We start from the raw sequence: 23882 nt of genomic DNA, 5'->3' as shown, positions 1-23882 counted from the left end.
AAGTCCCTGCAACCCCGTGCCCACTCGACGTGACCCCTTCCACGTCGAGTGGGCACTTTGCGACGCCTGTCCACAGCCGCGGCTTGATATGCATAGAGAATCTATGTAAATTGGAGCGAGTGACCGCGACCGCCTCCTCCACGCTCGGCAACGACCTGCTGCGCTCGGCAGCACGGCTCTCGCGCTGGGCCAGCCGTCACGCGTCGTTCGACGTGCCATTCGCCCAGGCGCGACTGCTCGCCCTGCTGGACGAGCTCGGGCCCTCGCGGGTCAGCGTCCTCGCGGCCGCCGACAACAGCAGCCAGCCGACGACCACCGCCCAGCTCCAGCGCCTCGCGGCGTCGGGCTGGGTGCGCCGCGCCTCCGACCCGGACGACGCGCGCGCCACGGTGGTCTCCCTCAGCGACGAGGGCCGGGCCGCACTCGAGAACGTGCGCCGGGCCCGCCTGGCCGTCCTGTCCCCCGCCCTCGAGCAGCTCGACGAGACCGGGCTCGACCGCGTGCGCATCGCGGTCGAGGTCATCAACGAGCTGCTCGCCGCCGCGGCGGACACCCCAGTCCACCACCCCACCCGAAAGGACGGATGACCACTCTCATGTGGCGTCAACCCAAGACCGTCTGGTCGATCGCCTTCGCCTGCGTGATCTCCTTCATGGGCATCGGCCTCGTCGACCCGATCCTCAAGCCGATCGCCGACGAGCTCGGTGCCGGTCCCTCGCAGGTCTCCCTGCTCTTCACCAGCTACCTCGCCGTCATGGGCGTGGCCATGCTCGGCACCGGCTGGGTCAGCAGCCGCATGGGCGCCAAGCGGACCCTGCTCCTCGGCCTCGCGCTCATCATCGTGGGCGCGGCCCTCGCCGGGCGCCAGGACACGGTGAACGGCATCGTCGCCTTCCGCGCCCTCTGGGGCCTCGGCAACGCACTCTTCATCGCGACCGCCCTCGCCACCATCGTCAACGCCGCGTCCGGCTCGGTGAAGCAGGCGATCATCCTCTACGAGGCCGCGCTCGGCGTCGGCATCGCCACCGGTCCGCTGGTCGGCGGCTGGCTCGGCGGCATCTCGTGGCGCTGGCCGTTCTTCGGCGTCGCGATCCTCATGGCCGTCGCGTTCATCGCGACCATCACGACCCTGCCCGCGACTCCCCCGGCTGCCAAGCCGACGTCGCTCGGCGCGCCGCTGCGCGCCCTCGGCCACCGGGGCCTGCTGACCGTCGGCATCACCGCCCTGCTCTACAACTTCGGCTTCTTCACCCTGCTGGCCTTCACGCCGTTCCCCCTCGCGCTCAGCGCCCACCAGACCGGGTTCGTCTTCTTCGGCTGGGGAGTGCTGCTCGCCATCACGTCGGTGTTCGTGGCCCCCGTCGTCCAGCGCCGGTTCGGCACGCTGGCCGGCATCGTCGGCGCCCTGATCGGCTTCGCCGTGATCCTCGCGGCGATGGCCCTGGGGGCCGAGAACAAGGCCGTCCTCATCGTCGGCGTCGTGCTGGCCGGGGCCTTCCTCGGCGTCAACAACACCCTCATCACCGAGACGGTCATGAAGGTCGCCCCCGTCGAGCGAGGGGTCGCCTCGGCGGCATACTCCTTCGTCCGCTTCGGCGGCGGCGCCGTCGCCCCGTGGCTGGCCGGCAACCTCGGCGAGCGCTCGATCCACCTGCCGTTCTGGGTCGGCTCCGGGGCCGTCGTGCTCGGCGTGCTCGTGCTGCTGACCGCCCGCAAGATCATCACCGCGCTCGACGAGGCACCCGGCCACGGCGCCGAGCCCGTCACCTCGCGGACCGAGGCCGAGGCGCTCACGGTCGGCGACGCCTGACCGACGCTCCCCGCACACACGAACGCCGCGCCCTCTCGTGGGGCGCGGCGTTCGCGTATGCCGTCGGCGGGCTCAGCGCCTCAGCGCGTCGTCGCGCCGGCACCCCGACGCGTGGAGGCCAGGCTGCCCATTCCCGACTCGACGAGGCTCGTCTCGGCGGTGCCGAAGCGTATGCCGCGGCGTTCCTTCCCGACCGCGGTCAGCACGATGACGGCGAGGAACACCGGCACGATCGTCACCGTCAGTGCGAACGGGTAGCCGTGCGTGCTGGCGATCGCCTCCTGGATCGGCAGGTTGAAGGCGGCCAGGCAGTTGCCGAGCTGGTAGGTGACACCCGGGTAGAAGCCGCGGATCTCGTCGGGGCTCAGCTCGGTCAGGTGCGCCGGGATGACACCCCACGCGCCCTGGACCATGACCTGCATGAGGAACGACCCGAGGGCGAGCATGCCCGCGGTGTGCGAGTAGGCGAACAGGGGCACGATCGGCAGACCGAGGACCGCGCAGAGGATGATCATGACCTTGCGGCCGTAGCGCTCGGACAGCGCGCCGGCGACCGCGCCACCGGCGATCGCGCCGACGTTGTAGATCACGGCGATCCACGTGGCGGTGCTCTTGGCGAGCCCGGCGCCACCGTCGTCGGTGGCCTTGAGGAAGGTCGGGTAGACGTCCTGCGTGCCGTGGCTCATCCAGTTGAACGCCGTCATGAGCAGCACGAGGAAGATGAACCGGCGCCAGATGGCCCGGTTGGCGAGCAGCTGGCGCACGGTGGTGCTCGTCTGCCGCACCCGCTTGTCCGCCTCCTTCCAGACCTCGGACTCGGAGACGCGGGAGCGGATGACGAAGGTGATGACCGCCGGGACGATGGACAGCGCGAACATCCAGCGCCACGACAGGCCGAGCCACGAGTTGACGACGAGGAAGGCGAGCGAGGCGAGCAGGTAGCCCATCGAGTAGCCACCCTGCAGGATCCCGGAGAAGAACCCGCGGCGCTCCGTCGGCAACTTCTCCATGGCGAGCGCCGCCCCAAGGCCCCACTCGCCGCCCATCCCGATGCCGTAGAGCATCCGCAGCACCATGAGGACGGCGAAGTTCGGCGCGAATGCGCAGACGAACCCGACGACGCTGTAGAAGGCGACGCAGGTCATGAGCGGGATGCGCCGCCCGCGCCGGTCGGCCCAGAACCCGAAGATGAAGGCGCCGACCGGGCGCATGATCAGGGTCATCGTCGTGATGAATGCCATCTCCGGCAGGGACTTGTGGAAGTCCTTGGCGATGTCGGCGTAGATGAGGACGACGAGGAAGTAGTCGAACGCGTCCATCGCCCACCCGAGGTAGGCGGCCAGGAACGAGTTGCGCTGGTCGGACGTGAGCTTGGTGCGTGTCGGCGCTGGTGCGGCCATCCGTGCCTCCCTGTGGTCAGGGCCGGCGGGGACTCCGTCGTGCCCGCACGGGGGCATACCCGTGGACCTTAAAAGAACCTGTGAATCTGCGGCGCCTCGCTGCGACGATTGGCGCGTCAGGAGAGCAGGTCCGTCAGGCCGACACCGCCCCGACGGCGGGGACCGCCGCGCACGTCGTAGGACTCGAGGAGCAGCTCGGCGAGCTCCCGCCGGTCCAGCAGGTCGAGGCGAGCCCACACGGTGACCCGGAAGCGGAACGTGTCGATGTGCACGAAGGTGTCGCGCCGACCGGCGAGCGCCTGCTCGGTGTCCATCGCGTCGGTCCACACCTGCAGGAGCTCGCCGCCGCCGTCGTCGAGTCGCAGACGGGCGAACATATGCCGTCCGGCTCGCCACGCCGGCCGCCCGTCGAGAGCGACCGTCGGCTCGGCACCCGGCAGGCGCTCGGCCATCTGCTCCACGTCAGCCCACGTCGCCACGGCCCCTCCTCGGCAGGAGGCTAGACCCGACAGGGCTGTTCGTGGCCTCTCGACCGGGTCGCAAGGGCCATTCGTGGCCTCTCGACGGGTGAGGAGGGGCCAGACGTGGCCTCTCGACGGTTAAGGGGTGGGGGCGTCAGTGGAAGGTGACGGACTGGCCTGCCTGCATGGCGGCGTAGGCCTCGGGGTCGGCCTCGCGGGCCGCCCGGCGCGCCCGGCGGCGGTAGCGCAGGATCTGCAGGACACCGAGCGCCCAGACGGGATACTGAACCGCCATCGCGGCCCGGAAGGAGCCGACGTCCCAGGTCGACGGCCCGGCCGGCGAGACGCGGTCGAGCACCACCCCGACGAGCGCCACCGCGGTCAGGGTCGCGATGAAGCCGCCGGTGTTGACGATGCCCGAGGCGCTGCCGATGCGGGTCGGCGGGTTGAAGGTGCGAGCCAGGTCGAAGCCGATCATCGAGCCCGGGCCGCCCACGGCGATGAGCACGACGAGGACGACGAGGAGCCAGAGCGGCGCCCGACCGGGCCACAGCAGCACGACCGTCCAGGCGGCGATCGCCGCCGCGACGATCCCGAGCACGAGGGTGCTGCGCGAGAACGGGTAGCGCATGGTCAGCGTGCCGATGACCGGGCTGGTGACGACCGTCGTCACGACCATGAGCATGAGCAGGATGCTCGCCGTCGAGGACGACAGGCCCTCCCCGGAGACGAGGAACGGGAAGCCCCAGAGGAGCGTGAACATGTTGGCGGCGAACTGCGAGGTGAAGTGCGACCACAGCCCGAGGCGCGTCCCGGGCACGAGCCAGGCCGCCCGCAGGGTGCGGGCGATGGCGCGCAGGCGCAGCTCGTCCCGGTGGTGGTCCGTGTACGGGCTGTCCTTGACGACGAGCACGAGCGCGATCCCGCTGAGCACGCCGACCGACGCCGCGACGGCATACGACGGGGTCCAGCCGAAGTGGGCTAGCGCCGCGGCGAGGGGGCCGGCCGCAGCCAGCGCCCCCAGCTGGCCGAGCACGCCGGTCAGCTGCGTGACCATCGGCGTGCGGCGCGGCGAGAACCACAGGGCGACGATGCGCAGCACCGAGATGAAGACCATGGCATCGCCGATGCCGAGCAGCACGCGACAGGCGAGTGCCGCCGGGAAGGAGTGGACGAAGGCGAAGCCGAGCTGAGCGACGGTCAGGAAGGTGAGCCCGACGCCGAGCAGCCTCTTGGACCCGTAGCGGTCGAGCAGCGCCCCGACGGGCAGCTGCATGGCGGCGTAGACGAGCAGCTGCAGGATCGTGAACGTCGACAGCTGGGAGCTGCTGATGCCGAAGCGCTGGGCGGCGTCGAGGCCGGCCACGCCGAGCGAGGTGCGGTGGAAGACCGCGAGCACGTAGACGGCGATGGCGGCCGCCCACACCGCCCACGCACGTCGGCCGTCGAGCGGGAACCGTTGGCCCGACTTGGTGCTGCTCATCCGGTGGGTCGTGCTCCTCAGTTCGCGCCGGTCATCGGGATGCTCTTCGCGGGCGCCTTGGGCACGCAGTCGACGATCGCCTTGGCGACGGTCTTGCTCATGTCGGGCTGGAAGACGCTCGGGATGATGTAGTTCGGGTTGAGCTGCTCGTCGGTGACGACGGAGGCGATGGCGTCGGCCGCCTTGATGAGCATCTCGGTGGTCACGTCGGTGGCGCGCGCGTCGAGCAGGCCGCGGAAGACGCCGGGGAAGGCCAGGACGTTGTTGATCTGGTTCGGGTAGTCGCTGCGGCCGGAGGCGACGACGGTGGCGCGCTGGGTCGCCTCGTAGATGTCGACCTCGGGGTCCGGGTTGGCCAGGGCGAAGACGATCCGGTGCTCGGCCATCTCGTTGATCCACTCGGGGTCCAGGATGCGTGGGGCGCTGACGCCGATGAAGACGTCGGCGCCCTGCAGCCCGTCGCGCAGCGTGCCGGTGAGGCCACGGGGGTTCGTCTTCTCGGCGAGCTCGCGCCAGGCCGGGGTCAGGGACTCGTCGTTCCTGTTGAGCAGGCCCGGCCGGTCGGAGACGGTGACGTCGATGGCGCCCGCGGCGAGGAGCAACTGCACGATGGCCGAGCCGGCGGCGCCGCCGCCGGACACGACGATCCGCGCGTCGGCGAGCTTCTTGTCGATGATGCGCAGCGCGTTCTTGAGCGCGGCGAGCACGACGATGGCGGTGCCGTGCTGGTCGTCGTGGAAGACCGGGATCGACAGGCGCTCGCGCAGCTTGGCCTCGACCTCGAAGCAGCGGGGGGCCGCGATGTCCTCGAGGTTGATGCCGCCGAAGCCCGGTGCGATGAGCTCCACGGTGCGCACGATCTCGTCGACGTCGGTCGTGTCGATGCAGATCGGCCACGCGTCGATGTCGGCGAAGCGCTTGAAGAGGGCCGCCTTGCCCTCCATGACCGGCAGCGCCGCCATCGGGCCGATGTTGCCGAGGCCGAGGACCGCCGAGCCGTCGGTGACGACCGCCACCGAGTTGCCCTTGATCGTCAGCTTCGGCACGTCCTCCGGGTGGTCGGCAAGCGCCTGGCTGACCCGGCCCACGCCCGGGGTGTAGGCCATCGCGAGGTCCTGGCGGTTGCGCAGGTTGACCTTGGACTCGACGCTGATCTTGCCGCCGAGATGGAGCAGGAAGACGCGGTCGGAGACCTTGTGCACGCGCACGCCCTCGAGCGTCTCGACGGCCTCGACGATCTCGCCGGAGTGCTCGGCGTTGCTGGCCGAGCACGTGAGGTCGATGACGAGCCGGTCCGGGTGCGAGTCGACGATGTCGAGTGCCGTCGTGATGCCACCGCTCTCGGCCACCTTGACGGCGAGGGCGCCGATGACTGCCGGGTCGGTGCCGGCGTGGATCCGCATCGTGATCGAGTAGGAGGCGGTGGTGGCGCGGGCACGTTGGATCGACTCAGTCACGCGCCAGATTGTCCCACGATCCGAGAGGCGCCCCGGACGCGGTCCGAAGACCGATCAGTAACATTCGTCCCCCTGCCGGCGGTCCCCACCCCGACGCGCGTGACGGTTCGTCGGGGGCCGGGCACACGGCATACGACACTGGGGGCATGACGACGCCCGGGGAGACGACGGTCACCCGCACCGACGGGCTGACGAGCGCCGAGGTGGCCGAGCGCGTCTCGCGCGGCGCCGTCAACCGGCTCTCCGAGCGGACGTCTCGCTCGCTCGGCCAGATCGTGCGCGCCAACGTGCTCACCCGGTTCAACGCGATCCTCGGGGCGCTGTTCGTCCTCGTCCTCGTTACCGGGTCACTCGCCGACGGGCTCTTCGGCATCGTCCTCGTCGTCAACTCGGCGATCGGCATCGCGCAGGAGTACCTCGCCAAACGCAAGCTCGACCGGCTGGCCCTGCTCCACGCGCCGACGACCCGGGTGGTGCGGGACGGGCAGGTGCAGGTGGTCGCGACGACCGACGTCGTGCAGGACGACCTCGTCGAGCTGCGCACGGGCGACCAGGTCCCCGCCGACGGCGCGCTCGTGACGAGCGCCGGCCTGGAGCTGCACGAGGCGAACCTGACCGGTGAGTCCGACGCGGTCGCCCACGGCGAGGGCGACGAGATCCTCTCGGGCACAACGGTCGTCGCGGGCTCGGGTCGCCTGCACGCCCGCCTGGTAGGCGCCGACGCCTACGTCAACCGGGTCGCGGCGGATGCCCGAAGGTTCACGCGGACCCGGTCGGAGATCCAGGCGTCGATCGACACGCTGCTGCGCTACATCACGTGGGTCATCGTCGCCGCCCTCCCGCTCGCGATCTGGTCGCAGTGGCGCACCGTCGGCGACCAGGGCTGGCGGCAGGTCGTCATCCGCTCGGCCGCGGGCGTCGTGGGACTCGTTCCCGAGGGCCTCGTGCTGCTCACGTCGGTGGCGTTCCTGCTCTCCGCCGTCCAGCTGACCCGACGCCGGGTGCTCGTGCAGCAGCTGCCCGCCGTGGAGGGTCTCGCCCGGGTCGACGTCGTCTGCCTCGACAAGACGGGGACGCTCACCGCCGGCGACATCGCCTTCGAGGACGTATGCGTCCTGCCGGGTCACGCGGCCGACGAGACCCGTTGCGCTCTGGGCGCGCTCGCCGACGACCCCGACGCCAACGGCACCCTGGCCGCCATCCGGTCGGCTGTCGAGTCGCCCGGCTGGACGCGCGTGCACGCCGTCCCGTTCAGCTCGGCGCGCAAGTGGAGCGCGGCCTCGTTCGCCGGCGGTGCGACGTGGGTCCTCGGGGCCCCGGAGGTGCTGCTCGGGGCGGGGCAACCCACGACGGAGAGCACGGCGCTGCGGGCCCGGGTCGGCGAGCTCGCCGAGGCCGGGCGCCGGGTGGTGCTGCTGGCCCGCAGCGAGGAGCCCCTCGAGGCACCGACACTGCCGAGCGACCTCGCGCCGGCCGCCCTCGTCACCCTCACCGAGCAGGTCCGCCCCGACGCCCGCCGGACACTCGACTACTTCCGGGAGCAGGGAGTCGCGGTCAAGGTCTTCTCCGGCGACAACCCGGTCACCGTGGCCGCAGTCGCCCGGGCCGTCGGCCTCGAGGCGGCCGAGCCGCTCGATGCCCGGTCGTTGCCCGACGACGACGCCGCGGTCCGGGACGCGCTGCGCGCGCACACGGTCTTCGGCCGGGTCACCCCCGAGCAGAAGCGCGCCTTCGTCCGCGCCCTGCAGGCGGACGGGCACGTCGTCGCCATGACGGGAGACGGCGTCAACGACGCGCTCGCCCTCAAGGACGCCGACATCGGGGTCGCCATGGGCAGCGGGGCGCAGGCGACGAGGGCCGTCGCCGAGCTCGTCCTGCTCGACGACAGCTTCGCGCACCTGCCCGACGTGCTCGCCGAGGGACGACGGGTCATCGGCAACGTCGAGCGCGTCGCCAACCTCTTCGTCGCCAAGAACGCGATGAGCCTCGTGGCGATCCTCGCCGCCGCATTGACGGCCGTGCCCTTCCCGTTCCTGCCGCGCCACCTGACCCTCGTCTCGGCGGTCACGATCGGCATCCCGGCCTTCTTCCTCGCCCTGGGCCCCAACCGGCGCCGCTACCTGCCCGGCTTCCTGCGCCGGATCCTGCGCTTCGCCGTGCCCGCGGGGGCCGTCGCCGGCGTGGCCGTCATCGTGTCCTACCTGCTCGCCGGGAGCCGCTACGGCGTGCCGGTCGACGAGTTCGCCACCCGGTGCGCGGTCGAGGCCGGCGTGCACACCGTGTCCGGCGTCGCCTGCTCGCGCCCGGGCAGCGGCGCCACGATCACCCTGCTCACGGTCTTCTTCTGGATCCTCGCCGTCCTCGCCCGGCCGTTCCGGCCGTGGAAGGCGGCACTGCTCGCGGCGATGGTCGCCCTCGCCGTCGGGGCTTTCCTCGTGCCGGCAGCGGCCGCGTTCTTCGACCTCGACGCCCCGCTGCCGCTCGTCTGGCAGTCACTGGCCATCGGGATCGTCGGGGCCGCGGTCGTCGAGGTCGTCTACCGCACGTCCCCCTCGGTGCACGCCGCCCACCTCCTGCCGGACTGAACCCACAGCAAACCCACCGGACATTTCGCCCACCCCGGTCCCACCCCGGTGGTACGTTCCGCGAGCACGCTGCCGACGGGGCAGCACCTCGTCGGAAAACAGGGGGACTCGCCGTGCGTCGGTCAGTCATCTCGGGCCTCTCCACGGCCCTCGTCCTCAGCACGGCAGCCGTCGGCTGCGTCGCCCTCACCGCAGCGTCGACCACCTCGGCGGCCGCCTCCACCTCCACCGTGTCGCCGGCCGACGGCACCTATGTGTCGCTCAAGCCGAGCCGGCTGCTCGACAGCCGCATCAGCCCGCTCAAGCGACCCTTCAACCAGGGTGAGACCTACAACCTGCAGGTGGGCGGCCGGGCCGGTGTCCCGGCGTCGGGCGTGTCGGCCGTGGTGCTCAACCTCACCGTCACCGGGCCGACGACCGCCGGCTTCCTCACGGCCTACCCCAAGGGCGCGTCGCTGCCGAACGCCTCGAGCATCAACTTCGTCGCCCGTGACACCCGGTCCAACCTCGTCACGGTCCCCGTGAGCAGCGACGGCTGGGTCAGCATCCGCAACGCCTGGGGCAAGACCAACGTCGTCGTCGACGTCCAGGGCTACTACGTCGGCCCCACCGCTAAGACGGTCCCGGCCAGCGCCGTCGACTACTTCCCCGACGTGCCGTGGCGCCTGATGGACACCCGGACCAGCAGCGACGGGCCGGCCCTCGACCCGGGCGAGACCGTCCCGCTGTCCGTCAGCTACAAGGACCCGGAGACGGGCGACGACATCACGCCGGACATCACGGCACTCGCCGTGAACCTGACGGCGGTCAAGCCCCAGGCCTCCGGCTACCTCACCGTCTGGGACGGCACCGGGTCGATGCCCGGTGTCTCCAACGTCAACTTCCTGCCCAAGCAGAACACCGCCACGATGGCGATCGTGCCGGTGGGCCACAGCGCCGAGAACGGCACCAACTACGCCGACTTCGCCCTGCGCAACCACAGCAGCGGCGCGACCGACGTCGTCATCGACATCGTCGGCTTCTACGCGGGTGGCATCAGCGGCACCCGCTTCCACAGCATCGGGTCGCCACGGCGCATCGTCGACACGCGCACCAAGACCGGCACGACCCCCCTCGGCGCGTACACGACCCGCATCGTCACGCCCCCGGCCGCCGTGGCCGATGCCAACACGGTGGCGCTGGTGACCAACACGACGGCGATCAAGCCGACGGCAAGCACCTACCTCAGCCTGTGGGAGAACGGCGGGGCCCGCCCGGACTCCAGCAACGTCAACGCCGTCACCGGTCAGATCGTGTCCAACATGGCGATGGTGGGCCTCCAGCAGGGCACCACCAAGTTCGACATCTACAACCACTCGGGCCGGATCGACGTGGTGGTCGACGTCGCCGGCCGATTCGAGGTGGCTCCCGAACCGACCCCGACGCCCACGCCGACGACCACGACCACGACCCCGACGGGGACGCCGACGACGCCGGTTCCGACGACCTCGACGCCGGTTCCGACGACCTCGACGCCTGCTCCGACGGACACCACGGCCACGACGCCGGTCGGCGCCCCGGCCGCCGCTCGCGCCGTCACACCCGACAGCTCTGCGACCGCCGGGGCCCTGCGCACGTGGGTGCACCAGGCACGCGTGCGCTGAGGCGCGGCCGACCTGCACGACCGACGGGCGGCACCCCACGGGGTGCCGCCCGTCGCCGTCCCCCCGAGCGCCGGGATCGCCTAGACTGTGCCTCGCACAGGGATCCGGCGTGGCCTGTTGGGCGGGTAGGCGCGCACCCGCCGTCGCGACCCCGCGACCAGACCCGGAGCTGCCCCTCGTGTCACCCACGGACTCCTACCGCCACCTCTTCCGCCTGACCGGCCGCACCTACATCGTCGTCGCGTTCCTGGCCCGTATGCCGCTCGCGATGAGCCAGCTCGGCACCCTCCTGCTCGTGTCCGAGGCCACCGGCAGCTACGGGGCCGGCGGCGTCTGCGCCGGGGCCCTCGCCGTGGCCAACGCGGTCGGCGCACCCTTCTGGGGCGCCCGCGCGGACCGTCTCGGCCAGCGCCGCGTCGTCACCTTCCAATCTCTGTCAGGCGCCGCGGGGCTCGTCGCGATCCTCGTCGTCGTGGGCGCCGGCCTGCCCTGGGGCGTGGCGGCCGTGACGAGCGCCGTGGCAGGCCTGCTGCTGCCGCAGATCGGGCCGCTGGCCCGCGTGCGCTGGCGGCCGATCACGGCCGGCACGGGCTCTCGCCAGCACCGCCTCGTCGATACGGCCTTCTCCTACGAGGGCGCGGCGGACGAGGCCTCGTTCGTGCTCGGGCCGGCCCTCGTCGGGCTCGGCGTCTCCGTCGCCAGTCCCTCGGCGGCTCTCGGGCTCGCCGCTGCGGCGCTCGCCGTCTTCGGCACGTGGTTCGCCCTGCATGAAACGGCTGCCGTCACGCACGCCGCGACGTCGCAGTCGGTGGGCCCGGCCGGCCGGCTGCTCGGGCCGGCGCTCGTGGTGCTGTGCGTCGCGCAGCTGCTCGTCGGCACGGTCTTCGGCTCGGTCCAGACCGGCACCTCCGTGCTCGCGACGGCCGCCGGGTCGCCCGGACTGACCGGCTACTTCCACGCCCTGCTCGGCGTCGGCAGCGTCATCGCCGGCCTCGCCGTCGCCGGGCTGCCTGCGCGGTGGGCGCTGCCCGCGCGGCTGCGCTGGTTCGCCGCGGGTCTGCTCGTCCTCGCCTCGCCGCTGCTGCTCGTCGGCTCTCTGCCGGCGCTCGTCCCGGTGCTGCTCGTGCTCGGCTGCACCGTCGCGCCCTACATGATCACCACCTTCACGCTCGCAGAGCGCGTGACCCCACCGGCGCGGACCGGTGCCGCGATGACCGCCCTCGCCGCCGCGACCGGGCTCGGCTACGCCGTGGGCGCCGCGCTCGCCGGCCGGCTCGCCGACTGGGGTGGACACACGCCGGCGTATGCCGTCACGGTCGGCGCCGGCGCCGCCGCGGTGCTCCTGTCGTGGTCCTGCAGGCGGGTCCTCGGCCGCGCGGAGCGACCGCAGGTCCTCCCACCCGGCACCGAGGTCGTTGCCGAGTCCTGAGCCGGGGTTCGGGGCAAAAACGAGAATCTGCGGATATTTCCGCGAAAACGCTTACAACGGCCTACACCTTCATTACTGTCACACCTGTAACACCCCCACGGCTGGCACGCACCCCCCCATCCGCACCAGCCTCGAAGGAGCCCGTCCTGCGCGCGCAGGTGGGCTCCTTCGCCTTTTCACCGCCCATCTCCGCCTCCCGACGTGCTGCTTCTGGGTGGGTCAGGGTGCTTCGTCCCCGTCGGGACGTCACGACTGCTGGCGCTAGGGTCGAGGCGTGCAGGCGCCGAGTCGAGGTCCGGTGCGGTTGGTCCGCGCCGCGATGCTCGGTGCCATCTCGCTCCTGCTCGCGGCCGGTGCACACCGCGGCGGCGGCGGCGAGCTGCCAGGCCTTCCCGTCCTCGCGCTCCTCGCGGTCCTGTTCGCCCCGTTCGTCCTGGTGGTCACCGATCGACGCTGCCGGCTCCCTCGCCTGCTGACCGCGCTCGGCATCGAGCAGGTGCTGCTGCACGCCGCACTCTCGGTGACCTCGGGCGCAGCCGCGTGCGGCGGCAGGCTGGTCGACGTGGGCCACCACGCGGTCGCCGTCGTCCACTCGTCGTGCCCCTCGGGCCGCGCTGCCGGAGCCGGTCCGGGCGCAGCTGACGCGGTGGCGGGCGCGGCGGTCACGACGGGGGCGATGAGCCACTCGATGACGCACTCGATGAGCTCGTGGCCGATGCTGGCGGCTCACGTCGTCGCGACCCTGCTGACCGCGGTCGTGCTGTCCCGGGGCGAGGCCGCCCTCTGGGCGCTGGCCGACCGGATCGTGCCGCAGCCGCTGCCGTCCGTCGCGCCGCTGGCCATCGGTGACCCGACCACCGGACCGGGCGCCGCGATGTTCCGGCCGATCGTGTCCTGCCGCGTCGACGGCACCTCCCCGCGCGGTCCACCCGCGCCCCTCGTGCCGGGCCTCGCCTGACCCCTGCGCCTCGTGACGAGGGTGGTCGGCTGCGGTGCCCGGCCAACCTGGCACCTGTCCACCACCTCGGGCCCGCTGAGAGCAGCGGTGCCCACCCCACGCATACGAGGACATCATGAGCTCCCCCGCACGCTTCACCCTTCGTCCCCCGGCCCGCCGCTCGAGGCGCCGCATCGTCGCGTCCCTCGGCCTGGCGGCCGCACTCGTCGCCGGCTCCGCGGCGGCAGCCTCCGCCCACGTGCACGTCGACGCGGACACCACCACCTCGGGCTCCTTCAGCGAGCTCGCCCTCCGCGTCCCCAACGAGTCCCCGACGGCAGGCACGGTCAAGGTGTCGGTCGAGCTGCCGGCCGACAAGCCGTTCCTGTCGGTCTCGACCAAGCCGCTCCCAGGCTGGGACGTCTCCCTGACCAGGGGACCACTGCCGAAGCCGGTGACCGTCGACGGGACGACCATCACCAAGGCGGTGCGTTCCGTCACCTGGACCGCACGCCCCGGCACCCGTATCGGTCCCGACGAGTACCAGCAGTTCGACCTCTCCGTCGGTCCGCTCCCCTCGCCCGGGCTCGTCGTGCTGCCCGCCACGCAGACGATGTCCGACGGATCGGTCGTGCGCTGGGACCAGCCGACGCCGGCGTCCGGCGTCGAGCCGGAGCACCCGGCGCCCTCCTTCACCGTGACGGCGGCGGCAGCGGGCTCCGGGCACGACGGCGGCCAGGCGATGTCGACCGACGCTGCAGCAGGCACCAGCCCGGCGAGCGCCGATCCGCTCGCCCGGACGCTGGGCGGCGTCGCCGTCGTCCTGGGGCTCGTGGCCGTCGCCGTCGCCGTGCTCGGTCGGCGCCGCACGGGGACGGGGCGGCGGTCATGATCCGCTCGTACGCGCCCACCCGGCAGCCACGAGCCCCTCGCCGCATGGCGCAGGCGCTGGCGTCCGCGCTGCTGGTCCTGCTCGGCTCGGCGGTCACCTCGGTGGTGGCCGCCGGACCGGCGGCGGCCCACGACGTCCTCATCTCCACCTCCCCGGCGAACGGCGCCACGGTCGCGCAGACCCCGAGCCGGATCGTGCTCACCTTCACCGACCCGGCCCTGCCGATCGGCACCCAGATGGTGGTGACCGGCCCGAGCGGACCGGTGGCCGTGCCGAAGCCGCGGCTCGTCGACAACACCGTCGTGCAGGACCTGCCTGCATCCTCCCCCGCCGGTCGCTACACGGTCCTGTGGCGCGTGACGTCGGCCGACGGGCACCCGGTCTCCGGTGAGGTTGCGTTCACCTCGCGTGCCGCCGGGGCGGTCGCACCAGGCGGCGCCACCCCGACGACCGGCTCCCCCACCACCGCCTCGAGCGCGGCCTCCCCCGAGGCCACGGCCCCGGCGGCCGGCAGCGAGAGCACCTCGCCATCCGGGTCGGGCCTGCCCGGCGGGGTGGTCGTGGCCCTCGTCGTGGTCGTCGCCGCCGTCTGTGCAGCGGCCGCTCTGACGCTTCTGCGCCGCAGGAGGCGAGACGTCGACCACGGCTGACAGGCCCCGAGCGCAGATCAGCCCCCGACTCCTCAGAGTCGGGGGCTGATCTGTCGTGCTGCTGGAGCCGCTTGTCGGAATCGAACCGACGACCTATTCATTACGAGTTCGTCCTCGACCCGATTTCGAGCCGAGCCCACGCTGAGATCATCTGCCATCTGGTGCTGGTTGGCATGGCTGCTGAGGGGGGTCGGGGGCACGTCGGGGGCACGCGCGGGGCAGATGGGGGCACCGCGGGTTTGCGCATCGACCGTCACCCGGCCTCTCGAGAAGGCGCCGCGCAGAAGGCGCTTGACCGACCCAGCCGGGCCGGCCGTTGTCGCCAGGTGGCTGTCGAGGTGGGCAGTGGTCCTCCGTGGAAGCGAGCCCGAGCGGCGACGGCTGGGGCCTCCCTCGTCCAAGCGCCTGAGTCCGGGCCCCAGGTCGACGGGGCGGCGGCTGCGAGTGTCGTCAGCGGGTCGGGCTCCGCCGTGAACTCGTGAGTAAGCGTGGGGGCGGCGGGGTGCGCGAGGACGGCGCGCCAGCGCCGCCCGCAGCGCGGGGTCCCTGCCGCGGGTCCCCGCGCTTTTCTGCGCCGAAGGCGCAGCTTGAGCCAGTACAGAAACTTCTCACCAGAGGTGCTGCGGTTCCGTGTCCTTTTTCCGACCGATCACCGTGCGGGCGCGTATCTGTTGCCCTGATGCTTGAGTCAAGCGGGACGGTGGCCTGTCGATCCCTGTCACCTGCGGCGGTCATCGTCCCGCGATACCCGGTCCCGCGCCTGTGGGCAGCTGGGCGCGATCTCCTCTGAGAGCAAGGCGTCAAGGAACGCAGCAGCAGCCTCTTCGCCGCCGGCCGTATGCAGGTGGCTGACCGCTCGCTCAACGACCGAATAGGTTGCCCGTGCGGCGGCCTCGCAGTAGGCGGTGGCCTGCTCGGACAGCACCTCGGACACCGCGTCCACTGGATCGGCGCAGATGTGCAGCCGTTTGCGCAGCAGCTCCCACGAATCTAGTAGCGGCACGCCGTCGACCATGTCGCCGATAGCTACTTGGCGAAATACTTCGTCGTCGGGTCCGAGAGTCTTGTCAAGCCGCACCAGGGTGGCCGCGGCCCTGACCAGGAACGCGGCCAGGTCGGCGGAAGACACGAATGCGCCACCTCGTTTCGTTCGCAGACCTCGTCGTAGCCACGTCTAACGTGGACCCGTCCCACGGTGGCCGACCGACCCGGCCCCCCAGCTTCGCCGGACCGCCTCGTCGAATCATTGACCGATCTCGCCCCAGCCGCAAGGGCCCGTAAGCCACCCGCCGTGATGCGTTGCTCCGAACGACGGACTTCTGTCGGCGGCGGTACTGCAGGCATGCGGTCGGCCGCGTCATTCGTTGCTGTCGCGGAGACCATTGTGAGGTGGTAAGCATCGAGATACTCCCGCCAAGAGGGCGGGCCGACTCTCAGGAGTGAGCATGGGTGACATCGCTAGCAAGGTCGACAAGGCATACGAGTCCAAGAGCATCGCGGAGCTGGCAGACGCGCCAGTGGACGCGCTGCAGGGCGTGAGCGCCAGCGACGCCGAGCACCTCAAGGCAGCCTTCAACATCGAGAGCATCCGTGACCTGGGCACCAACAAGCACTTCCTGTGGGCCCAGGCCATCGCCAAGCTGGCCGACTGACCGTCCGCTCAAGCAAACGGCGGCAAGCTTCAATGGCGCACGAGCGCTGGAATCTGGCATGAGCACTCATTAGTACGCCGCCCATGCCCACCCACCGCCCACTGGCTGGCAAGGCACGCTCATCATTTCTGAGAGGACTGTCATGCTCAAGGGATTCAAAGACTTCCTCATGCGCGGCAACGTCGTCGACCTCGCGGTCGCGGTCGTCATCGGCACGGCATTCGCGAAAGTCGTGGACGCCTTCGTCACGGTCATCATGGACCTGATCGGCAAGCTCGGTGGCAAGCCGAACTTCTCCTCCTTCCAGCCCGGCGGGGTCGCCGTCGGCGCCTTCCTCACGGCGCTGGTCAGCTTCCTCATCGTCGCGGCGGCGGTCTACTTCATGGTCGTCGTTCCGATGAACCGGCTCGCCGAGCGACGCAAGACGGGTGTCGAGCCAGAGCCGGAGGCGCCATCCGAGGAGGTTCTGCTGCTCACGGAGATCCGCGACTCCCTCCGCGTCCGGTAGTCCGCACACCATCACGGGCCCGGAGGACCGAACGGTCCACGGCTGATGAAACCCCAAGCCGGCGGACTCGCCGGCGGGTTGGTAGCCCCGCCTGGTGGGGGGACGAGGCGGGGCTACCCTTCCCGGCGGACCGGGGGATGTGAGGTTCAGACGAGACGGGCCCGTTGGCTCCATCTGCAGTGCTAACGAGCGCACGCGCCGGAGGTCACGGGACCGGAGCAGATGGGGCGAGTTTCCGCGGACATTCCGGCCAGCGGGTCAGAGTGCCGGGGCGCCCACCGCGACGTCGTCGACGTGGACTCCGTCCCAGCCGCTGGTGGAGGAGCAGATGGGGCCGCCCAGTCCGGAGCACAGTGAGTCCGACACGAAGTGGAACCTCACCTTCACCGCGCCACCGGGAGAGGTGAACGGGACGGCGTATCGGGTCCATTCGGGGTTGCCGCTGTTCTTCCCTGTGTAGGTGCCGAGGGTGTGCCAGGTGGTGCCGTCGGTGCTCCAGTCCGCCGAGACGGTGTCGAACCCGTTCTCGGTGTCCAGGCGCATCCACCACTGCAGGACGGTGTTGCCGGCGGGAGCGGTGACGGACGGTGAGACCAGGGTGGCGTCCATGTTGTCCAGGTAGCCGGTCGGGCCGCTGATCGAGAAGGCCTGACCTGACGCGTTCTCGGCGGTGCCCGCGCCGTGTCCCGGGGTCCCGCGGGTCCAGGTCGGCGTGCCGCCGGTGGTCCACGCCTGCGTTCCCGACTCGAAGTCCCACGCCCCGTAGGCCGTGCCGACGCTGGGGGCCGGGGTCGGGGGCGGTGTCACCGGCACGGGGAGCTTGTTCTTGAAGGAGTACGTCCACACGCCCCGTCCGAAGATGGCGACGACGGCGGTGTTCGGGTCGCCAGGCTTGAGCGCGATGCTCGAGACGGCGGTGGCTGGGAGGTCCTTCAGCGGCGCGAAGGTCGGGGTGGCGTACGCCCCGCCGGTCTGCGAGGCGAAGGCGCCGACGTCGGTGGCCACGAGCAGCTGGTCGCCGCGCAGCTCGACCCAGCTGGCCGGGGAGTCAGGCAGGTTGCCGGTCACGTCGGTGAAGGTTTGCCCGCCATCGGTGGACCGGAAGACGTGCCCGGTGCCGATCTGCGTGTTGGCGTCCCCGACGGCGCCTGGCGGCAGCCAGCGGCGCGTGTAGCCACCGAGGGTCACGAACACGTTCTTCACGTTGCGCGGATCCACCGCGACTGAGGTGATGTAGCGGTTGGGCAGGCCCTTGGCGGCAACGATGTGCCAGCCGTTCGTCGTGCCCTTCTGCGGCGCGACGGGGCCGCCGACGTTGGTGGCGAGGCCGTTCTGGAACAGGTTCGGGGTGGGACCGAGCTTGTTCAGGGTGTCGCACTGCCCGCAGAAGCCCACGTATGCCGCAGCGCCGCGGACGGCGACCGCCGACATCGAGTTGTCCGGGTCGCTTGGGCTCGAGGTGGCCGAGGCGTCGCCCGGGTGGGAGCGGGTGCCCAGGTTGTAGACGGTGCGCCAGGTGGTGGTGGTGTCGGTCGCGGCGTCGGCGGCTGTCTGGCCGCTGGTGGTGTCGGGGCCCTTGAGGGTCTGGACGACCTCGCGGCCCGCGGTGATCAGGTGTGCGGGGTCGGTGGGGTCCATGGTGAACGGGTTGGAGAACTTCGAGGCGGTCAGACCCGGGTCGATGCTCTTCCACGAGGTGCCGCCATCGGTGGTGACCGAGATGGCGCCGTTGGTGTACTCCTCGTACGCGGTGGAGGAGGTGTTCGGGTCGACCGCGGCGTAGAAGCCGTCGCCGCCGAACGTCTCGTACTGCTTCTGGTCCACCGGGTCGATCTTGAGGTTGCCGTTGTCCTGCAGGCCGGCCCAGACCGTGCCGTCCTTGGCCATCGCGGCGTAGTACGGCATCAGGGTGTGGAATCCGTCGTTGTCGCCTGGGCCCCAGTGGGCGTTGTCGAGCTCGCCGTCGGGGTCGGTGTCGAAGCCGTATCGGTAGGCACCGCCGTCGTTGCCGACCACGAGCTGGACGCCGCCCTTGACGCCGGGATCGGTGATCCAGATGCCGGCGTGCTGGTCCGGGTGGGTGGTCAGGTTGTCGCTCAAGGGCTCTCGGTTCGTCGGGCAGGCGGGGAGCCCAGCCGAGAGGAGCTGGCACGAGGAGCCGGAGAAGTACTTGGCCACGACCCGGAACTTCACCGGCACGGTGCCGTCCAGCGGGATGGCGCCGGTGTTGGCCAGCTCGTTGGACCAGATCTCCTCCAGCCCGAAGGCCAGCCGGGTCGGCGCGCCAGTGGCCGTCTGGCGGGTGGGGTCGGGCTGGACCCAGAGGTTGTACCAGCTCTGGACGCCGGGCTGGTAGCCGGTCGCGGTGCCGACGCCGACCAGGGCGGAGCTGGTCGTGGGGTCGGTGGCCAGCTGCGTTCCGGTGGCCAGCTCGGTCCAGGTGAGGCCGAAGTCGCGGGAGACGTAGAGCCCGTTGAGGACGGTGGTGCCGATGGGCGACTTCTGCCCCGCCGGGGCGTCGATGCCGGCGACTCCGCCGTTGTTGAGGAGGGTGGCGTCCTGGACCAGGGCGTAGAGCACGTCGTGGTTCTGCGCCGCGCCCACCGCGTTGCCCAGCTTGATCCGCCCGATCCGGGCTTGCGGCGCGAACCCGCTGGTCGCGAGCTTGGTGAACGTGTTGGCTCGACCGGAGGACGAGCGGTAGACCCCGTTGTTCGGCGACTGGATCGAACCGTCGGGGTTGGCGCGCTGCCCGCCTCGCCAGCCGACGGTGGCCACGACCGTGCCTGCGGGAGTGGTGGTGCCGACGCCGCCGCCCTTGGCCACGACGACGTCGGTGACGACGTTGGCCAAGGCGCACTCGGGCCGGGCCTTGGTGTCGACCACGCCGGAGCACTCACCGGTGGGCAGGTTGGTGTCGACGAAGGACTTGCCGCCGTCGGTGGAGGCGAACAGTCCGAGCTGCGTGGCGGCATACACCTTGAGCGGGTTTCCCGGGTCGACGGCCAGCGCGAAGCCGAGTGCTCCGTCGGGCACGCCGGTGGCCTTGGTCCAGGTGGCGCCGAGGTTGGTGGAGTAGTAGGCGCCCAGACCGGTGTAGGCCGAGGATCCGAAGGTCGGCTCACCGGTGAGGGCGATGAGGGTGCCGTTGTTGGCGGCGGACCACGCGACCGCGCCCGTGATGGACGTGGGCAGGTTGCCGTTGGCACTGGTCCAGGTGTGAGCCAGGTCGTCGGAACGCCAGATGCCACCGTTGCCCACCGCGGCGAACAACCGCTTGCCGGCGGGGTCCCAGGCGAACGAGTCGACCCTGCCGGAGTTGTGCACGAGCCCGAGCCCGTTCACCTCCGGGTAGCGGGCATCGTTCACGATCAGTGGGCCCTTGCCGTAGGGAGCGCCGGTGCCATCGCTGCCGGCCACCGACCCCGGCTGAAGGGCCTGACGCTGCTGCACCGCACCGGCGGCCGCGCCGTCTGCCCAGCTGCCGTACGGGGCCATCCGCGGGATCGCCCGAGCACCGAACAGCGCGAGCAGCTCCTTCAACGACTCGGGGTGCTTGCTGCGCAGGCAGTAGGACGACCACTGACTCTGCTTGATGGTGGAAAGGGCCGGTACCTCGCGCATGGCCTCCCGGGCCAGCTCGTTCTGGTCGGCACCCGTCAGCTCCCGGTACGCCTCACCGACCCAGCCACCACCGTCGGTCTTGCCGGCCTCCTCGGCCTTGACCTCGCTCTGGACCTCCTTGAGGACGGAGTCGACCGGCAGAAAGCCGGGAGCGCAGTCGGCCGCCACAGCGGCCGGGCTGTCCTGCACGAGATGGACCGCCAGCGCGCCGCCGAAGGCCAGCGTGGCCACCGTAGAAAGGACGAGAAGGCGACGGGACCGAACACGCATGCTGGCTCCTGGGAGAAGGCGACCGCGAAACGGCCACGTCCAATGGCCGGGCAACGGCGCCCGGCCAATCCCTCCAACGACGCTCGAACGGTCGAGGTTACGGATTTCCGCTGGGCGACCTCTCAGCCACCCCGGTGAGGCGGCTTTGTCGGGTTTCCCAGTTTGGCCTCAGCGCGGTTGTGAAGGGTCGAGGGCTCAGTCCGACCCGACCAGAAGGAATCCCCATGCCTGACACCGTCACCTCCGTCCTCGACCGCGGGAGGAGTGGCCTGTCGAGCCCTTCGTGGCTCAACAAGGTGCCAGCCATCACGGCGACTTTCTGGCTCATCAAGATCCTGTCGACGACGATCGGTGAGACCTTCGCCGACTATCTGGCCGTGCAGGTCGGGCTCGGCACGGCCGTGACCGATGGGGCGATGATGACCCTGCTGGCCATCGCGCTCGTCGCCCAGCTCCGGGCCCGACGACTGATCCCTTGGCTGTACTGGCTCACCGTCGTCCTGGTAAGCATCGTCGGCACCCAGATCACCGACTTCTTCACCGACACGCTGGGTGTCAGCCTCTATGTCAGCACCGCGGTCTTCACGGTCGTGCTCGCCGTGGTGTTCACGGTGTGGTGGCGTCAGGAGCGCACCCTGGCCATCACGGCCATCGACACCCCGCGCCGCGAGCGGTACTACTGGGGCGCGATCCTGACGACCTTCGCCCTGGGCACCGCGGGAGGCGACCTGGCCACCGAGGCGCTCTCGCTGGGGTTCCGCAACGGCGCGCTGATCTTCGGCGGTCTCATCCTTGCCGTCTGGGCCGCCCGGCGCCTCGGCCTGAACGGCGTGCTGGCGTTCTGGATCGCCTACGTGCTGACCCGTCCGCTCGGTGCCTCGCTCGGTGACCTGCTGACCCAGGACCGCTCCTTCGGCGGCCTGGGTCTCGGGGCGAGCCTGACGAGCCTGGTGTTCCTCGCCGTCATCGTCACCCTGGTGGCGCGGGAACAGGTCAACGCGACCCGTCACGGCATCCGGGCCAAGGGCGAGGCGCCCGCCGTGAGCCCGCGCCGGGACTACGCCTGGGCGGCTGCCGGGGCCGTCGCCGTGGTGGCTGCGGCTGTGGCTCTGGCGCCCGCGCCGACGCCGGCCGTGGCCGCCCCGGCCGCGACCACTGCCAAGGGCAAGACCGCGCACGTCAACCCGCTGGAGGCCGACCCGACCTCACCGATCGGTGACCTGCGCCCGTTCGCCGTCATCGTCGACGACGTGACGACCAAGGCGAAGAAGGGCGACCTCGCGGCGGCGACGGCACGGGTCAAGGACCTCGAGGTCGCCTGGGACAACGGCGAGGCGGCGATGAAGCCGGCCTCCCCGGACGACTGGCACACGATGGACTCGGCCATCGACGGCGCCCTCACCGCCCTGCGGGCCACCCCGCCGACCAAGGCGACGTGTGTGTCGGCGCTGAGCAACCTGCAGTCCACAATCGGCACGCTCGAGAAGAAGCAGTAACGAAGCTCGGTCTAAATGCGAAAGACCGCATTCGGGACACCTATTCGGGCTGCCGCTTTCGCCGCCCAACTACCGAATGCCAGGTGCTGCCGTCGCCCTCCCACTTCTGGCGACGGCAGCACCTCCATACCGCACCCGACGCAGCCGAGGAGCATCCAGGATCTGAAGCTCCGGCGAGGACCCCCGTGCCGTGAGAGCTACGGTGGCACGCCTCGCGTGGGGCGCTAGGAGAGCTGACTCAGCCCGTCCAGGGCCGTCTGTAGGTACTTCTTGGACTCTTCGACGGGAGCCTGCATGTCGCCCCCGGAACGTGCAGCTGCGTCCAGAAGCATCGCTGCGGCAAAGAGTTCCTGGAGGATGGACGCGTGAAGGCGGTCCTCGATGGCCTGCCGCTCCTGCAGGGCTGCGTATGCCGACCGGGCTGCGATGAGCTCCTCGCCGGCCTTCATGGCGTCTGTGATGTCGCAGGCGTACGCGAAGGCGCCGACCACCTCGCCGTCGACGATTCGCGGCACGTAGCGGACGTGGAAGTGGTGCTCCTGCCCGTCCGGGCTGATCTGGCGCCGGTGGAACGACTGGGTCCTGCCGCGCAGGACGTCCGCAGCGTACGCCTCGTGCTCCCTGAGGAAGTCCTCGCTGACTATCTGCTCCAGGCGCCGGCCGGTCGCTTTCGTGATGCCCCGCTTGGCTAGGAGCGCCTGCGCGGCCCGGTTGGCGTAGCGAAGTGATCGTGTTCGGTCCCATACCGTGATGACGACCGGCAGCTGATCCAGCAGCGCGGAGACTTCGGCCTCGAGACCCGCTGCACGGTGAGCGGCGCCCGGTTGAGGGCACGTCTGCGACGCCGAGGCGGACAACAGCCTCCTCCCGTCCGAGTCTTGCCGGTCGACGGGCAAGGGAGAGGTCGAGACCGTGCTCGGCGCTGTGGTCGACACCGTGTTCGAGACCGTGCCGTCCTCCGAGGCCGGGGGCGAGGCCCGGGTGCCCTCCCGGAGGCGGCGGGTGCAGCTGCGCAGCTCCTCAGCCAGCTGGTGGAGGTTGGCTTCCAGGTCGTCACGAGGGCAGGGCGTCTGCAGCTGGTCCAAGGTCTGGCGGAGCCGGCCCGTCACTTCGCTGCCGGCGACCGTCATGAGCCGGTGCCGCTCGGTGAGCCGGGCGGCCCGGAGGCTGTCGCGGGCGACCTCCGCTTGCGCGTTCAGCTCCTCGGTGATGTCGATCAGCACGACCGCGACGCCGACGACGACCTCGTCGATGCGGACTGGGACGCAGATGGTGCGGTAGTGCCGCAGCCGACCCTCGTCGTCAAACATCGCCCGTTCCTGCTCAGAGCCGACGTCTTCCAGGGCGTTTAGGAACCGGGGGCGAACCAGCCTCGCGGCATGGGTCCCGAGAACGTCCACGAGCGGAGCTCCCCGCAGCCCTTCGGCCGAACGGCCGAGCGCGGCCGCGGCAGCCGCGTTGGCGAAGACGCACCGTTCGCCACGATCCCAGAACGCGACCGGCTCGGGAAGGCAGTCCAGGAGCGCTACCAAGCTCGCGCCGTCCAGCCCGTCGAACGAACCAACCGGCTCCTCCATGACGCCTC

18 protein-coding genes are annotated in these 23882 nt (G+C 71.0%); 11 read left to right on the top strand and 7 right to left on the bottom strand.

All coding sequences use genetic code 11. The features are described from left to right. The first annotated feature begins 119 nt into the window (after positions 1–119). Positions 120–587: a MarR family transcriptional regulator gene (locus tag AB0316_RS13785; RefSeq protein ID WP_366273585.1), complete on the top strand. Its 468-nt coding sequence runs from the start codon at positions 120–122 to the stop codon at positions 585–587. 8 nt (positions 588–595) lie between these two features. Beyond that, on the top strand, positions 596–1810 hold the full coding sequence (locus AB0316_RS13780) for an MFS transporter (protein WP_366273584.1): 1215 nt from the start codon (positions 596–598) through the stop codon (positions 1808–1810). A gap of 80 nt (positions 1811–1890) precedes the next feature. On the opposite strand, the gene AB0316_RS13775 is transcribed toward AB0316_RS13780, so the two are convergent. The 4 genes from AB0316_RS13775 to AB0316_RS13760 form a co-directional block, all read right to left on the bottom strand. Beyond that, the gene (locus AB0316_RS13775) at positions 1891–3210 is read right to left on the bottom strand and encodes an MFS transporter (protein WP_366273583.1); all 1320 of its coding nucleotides are present in this window, start codon (positions 3208–3210) and stop codon (positions 1891–1893) included. Positions 3211–3326: 116 nt separating this feature from the next. Then, on the bottom strand, positions 3327–3689 hold the full coding sequence (locus tag AB0316_RS13770; RefSeq protein WP_366273582.1) for an MmcQ/YjbR family DNA-binding protein: 363 nt from the start codon (positions 3687–3689) through the stop codon (positions 3327–3329). A gap of 136 nt (positions 3690–3825) precedes the next feature. Further along, entirely contained in the window at positions 3826–5154 is a 1329-nt protein-coding gene (locus tag AB0316_RS13765; protein WP_366273581.1) for an MFS transporter, read from the bottom strand. Between the two features lie 17 nt (positions 5155–5171). Continuing rightward, entirely contained in the window at positions 5172–6611 is a 1440-nt protein-coding gene (locus AB0316_RS13760; protein WP_366273580.1) for an NAD-dependent malic enzyme, read from the bottom strand. A 146-nt stretch (positions 6612–6757) separates the two neighbouring features. Between AB0316_RS13760 and AB0316_RS13755 the strand changes: the two genes are divergently transcribed. From AB0316_RS13755 to AB0316_RS13730, 6 genes are all read left to right on the top strand, one after another. Then, complete coding sequence (locus AB0316_RS13755) at positions 6758–9196, top strand: HAD-IC family P-type ATPase (protein WP_366273579.1); 2439 nt, start codon at positions 6758–6760, stop codon at positions 9194–9196. Positions 9197–9309: 113 nt separating this feature from the next. Then, positions 9310–10839, top strand: coding sequence for a hypothetical protein (locus AB0316_RS13750; protein ID WP_366273578.1), 1530 nt, complete (start codon positions 9310–9312; stop codon positions 10837–10839). A 178-nt stretch (positions 10840–11017) separates the two neighbouring features. Further along, positions 11018–12268 (top strand): MFS transporter, encoded by a 1251-nt coding sequence (locus AB0316_RS13745; RefSeq protein ID WP_366273577.1) that lies wholly within the window; start codon positions 11018–11020, stop codon positions 12266–12268. 274 nt (positions 12269–12542) lie between these two features. Further along, a complete protein-coding gene (locus AB0316_RS13740) occupies positions 12543–13226 on the top strand; it encodes a hypothetical protein (protein ID WP_366273576.1) in 684 nt (227 codons plus the stop codon). A gap of 115 nt (positions 13227–13341) precedes the next feature. Next, positions 13342–14097 (top strand): YcnI family protein, encoded by a 756-nt coding sequence (locus tag AB0316_RS13735; protein ID WP_366273575.1) that lies wholly within the window; start codon positions 13342–13344, stop codon positions 14095–14097. A 44-nt stretch (positions 14098–14141) separates the two neighbouring features. Then, entirely contained in the window at positions 14142–14747 is a 606-nt protein-coding gene (locus AB0316_RS13730) for a copper resistance CopC family protein (RefSeq protein ID WP_366273574.1), read from the top strand. 718 nt (positions 14748–15465) lie between these two features. Here the strand turns inward: AB0316_RS13730 and AB0316_RS13725 are convergent. Next, positions 15466–15876, bottom strand: coding sequence for a hypothetical protein (locus AB0316_RS13725; protein ID WP_366273573.1), 411 nt, complete (start codon positions 15874–15876; stop codon positions 15466–15468). A 316-nt stretch (positions 15877–16192) separates the two neighbouring features. On the opposite strand from AB0316_RS13725, the gene AB0316_RS13720 reads away from it, so the two are divergent. Beyond that, a complete protein-coding gene (locus AB0316_RS13720) occupies positions 16193–16399 on the top strand; it encodes a hypothetical protein (protein WP_366273572.1) in 207 nt (68 codons plus the stop codon). A gap of 142 nt (positions 16400–16541) precedes the next feature. After that, positions 16542–16907, top strand: a complete 366-nt coding sequence (gene mscL / locus AB0316_RS13715) for a large conductance mechanosensitive channel protein MscL (protein ID WP_366273571.1) — start codon at positions 16542–16544, stop codon at positions 16905–16907. A 258-nt stretch (positions 16908–17165) separates the two neighbouring features. Here mscL and AB0316_RS13710 read toward each other — a convergent pair whose 3' ends face one another. Continuing rightward, complete coding sequence (locus tag AB0316_RS13710) at positions 17166–20801, bottom strand: hypothetical protein (RefSeq protein WP_366273570.1); 3636 nt, start codon at positions 20799–20801, stop codon at positions 17166–17168. Between the two features lie 224 nt (positions 20802–21025). On the opposite strand from AB0316_RS13710, the gene AB0316_RS13705 reads away from it, so the two are divergent. Then, positions 21026–22297: a hypothetical protein gene (locus tag AB0316_RS13705; protein WP_366273569.1), complete on the top strand. Its 1272-nt coding sequence runs from the start codon at positions 21026–21028 to the stop codon at positions 22295–22297. 224 nt (positions 22298–22521) lie between these two features. Here the strand turns inward: AB0316_RS13705 and AB0316_RS13700 are convergent, their stop codons facing one another. Then, positions 22522–23874: a PAS domain-containing protein gene (locus AB0316_RS13700; RefSeq protein ID WP_366273568.1), complete on the bottom strand. Its 1353-nt coding sequence runs from the start codon at positions 23872–23874 to the stop codon at positions 22522–22524. Positions 23875–23882: the final 8 nt, after the last annotated feature.

The organism is Terrabacter sp. NPDC080008 (genome assembly GCF_040702505.1).
Taxonomy (GTDB): Bacteria; Actinomycetota; Actinomycetes; order Actinomycetales; family Dermatophilaceae; genus Terrabacter.
The sequence above is the reverse complement of the archived record's forward strand: the minus strand, read 5'-3'. Positions and strand labels throughout refer to the sequence as shown.